The 1,724-nt window shown below is 74.8% G+C and carries 2 protein-coding genes; both read left to right on the forward strand.

Annotation, left to right across the window (positions count from 1 at the left end):
• Positions 1 to 144: 144 nt before the first annotated feature.
• Positions 145 to 987, forward strand: a complete 843-nt coding sequence (locus tag HGA02_RS18535; RefSeq protein ID WP_168680787.1) for a PHP domain-containing protein — start codon at positions 145 to 147, stop codon at positions 985 to 987.
• Positions 988 to 996: 9 nt separating this feature from the next.
• Positions 997 to 1,620, forward strand: coding sequence for a MarC family protein (locus tag HGA02_RS18540; protein ID WP_124343159.1), 624 nt, complete (start codon positions 997 to 999; stop codon positions 1,618 to 1,620).
• The last annotated feature ends 104 nt before the right edge of the window (positions 1,621 to 1,724 follow it).

The raw sequence follows: 1,724 nt of genomic DNA on the forward strand, positions 1-1,724 counted from the left end.
TCCGCGAGGGGCTGCTCGTCGCCGTGCGCGACGGCCGGGTCGACGGCGGGGGTGGCGGTCTCGGGCGTGGGCTCCGTGGTCATCGCGCCATTGTCCCATCGGCGGCCGCCCGGGCCTCGTCGCTCGCGCCGTTACGGTGTGCGGATGCGCATCGACCTGCACGCCCACTCGTCGGCGTCGGACGGCACGGACGCCCCGGCCGACCTGGTGGCGGCGGCCGCGCGCGCCGGCCTGGACGTCGTCGCGCTGACGGACCACGACACGACGATCGGGTGGGACGAGGCCGCGGACGCGGCGGCCCGGCACGGCGTGCGGCTCGTGCGCGGCACCGAGGTCTCCGCGAGGTCCGCGGGCATCAGCGTGCACGTGCTGTCCTACCTGCACGACCCCGACGCGCCCGCCCTGCGTCGTGAGCTCGAGCGGTCGCGGCGCTCGCGCGTGCACCGCGCCGAGGCGATGGTCGAGCTGCTCGCGGCCGACGTGCCGATCACCTGGCAGGACGTGCTGGACCACAGCGCGGACGCCGTCGTGGTGGGCCGCCCGCACATCGCCGACGCGCTCGTCGCGCGGGGCGTCGTGCCGGACCGGTCGGCGGCGTTCGCCCACCTGCTGCGGTCCGACGGCCCGTACCACGTGCCGCACTACGCGCCGTCGGCGGCCTCCGCCGTGCGGGCGATCCGGGCGGCCGGGGGCGTGCCGGTCTTCGCGCACCCCGGCGCCGACGCGCGCGGACGGGTCGTGCCGGACGAGGTCTTCGACGAGCTCGCCGACGCCGGCCTCGCCGGGCTGGAGGTCCACCACCGCGACCACTCGCCGGCCCAGGTCGAGCGCCTCACGGCGATCGCCGAGCGCCTCGGACTGCTCGTCACGGGGTCGAGCGACTACCACGGGACCGGGAAGGTCAACCGGCTGGGGGAGAATCTCACCGAGCCGCACGTCCTGGCGGCCATCGAGGAGCAGGGGCGTCTGCCGGTGCTCGGAGGATAAGGAGGCCGCGTGTCGGACGTCCTCGACGTGCACCTGTTCGCGTCGGTGTTCATCACGCTGTTCGTCATCATGGACCCCCCGGGGACCGTGCCGATCTTCCTCGGGCTGACGAGCGCGATGTCCCGGGTGCAGCGCAACCGCGCCGCCCGGCAGGCCGTCGCCGTCGCGTTCGGGGTCGTCGTGGCGTTCGCGCTGTTCGGCCAGTCGCTGCTCAGCTACATGCACGTCTCGCTGCCCGCGCTGCAGGCGTCCGGCGGCCTGCTCCTGCTGCTCGTCGCGATGGAGCTGCTGACCGGCAAGATGGAGGAGCCGCAGCCGTCGGGCAACACCAACGTCAACGTCGCGCTCGTCCCGCTGGGCACGCCGCTGCTCGCCGGTCCCGGTGCGATCGTCGCGACCATGGTCTTCGTGACCCAGTCCGACGGGTCCGCGGCCGACTGGGTGGCCATCGCGCTCGGCGTCCTCGCGGTCCACGTCTGCCTCTACCTCGCCATGCGGTTCGCGAACGTCATCCACCGCGTGCTGGGGGAGTCGGGCACGATCCTCGTCACCCGGATCGCCGGTCTGCTCCTCGCGGCGATCGCCGTGCAGCTCGTCGCCGACGCCGTCGAGGCGTTCATCAAGGCCGCCTGACCGCGGGTCGTCGGCCCCGGACCGGCCGAGCCCGGTCGCCCGCTGCGGACCCCGGTCGTCGGTGGAGCCGGTCGCCCGCGGCTCCGACTGCCGACGTCGGTCCC

The organism is Cellulomonas septica (assembly GCF_012396155.1).
GTDB classification, from domain to species: Bacteria; Actinomycetota; Actinomycetes; order Actinomycetales; family Cellulomonadaceae; genus Cellulomonas; species Cellulomonas septica.

What these genes read in the sequence shown, in the direction of transcription:
- HGA02_RS18535 (WP_168680787.1), top strand. Translation starts at nt 145, where the DNA reads ATGCGCATCGACCTGCACGCCCACTCGTCGGCGTCGGACGGCACGGAC.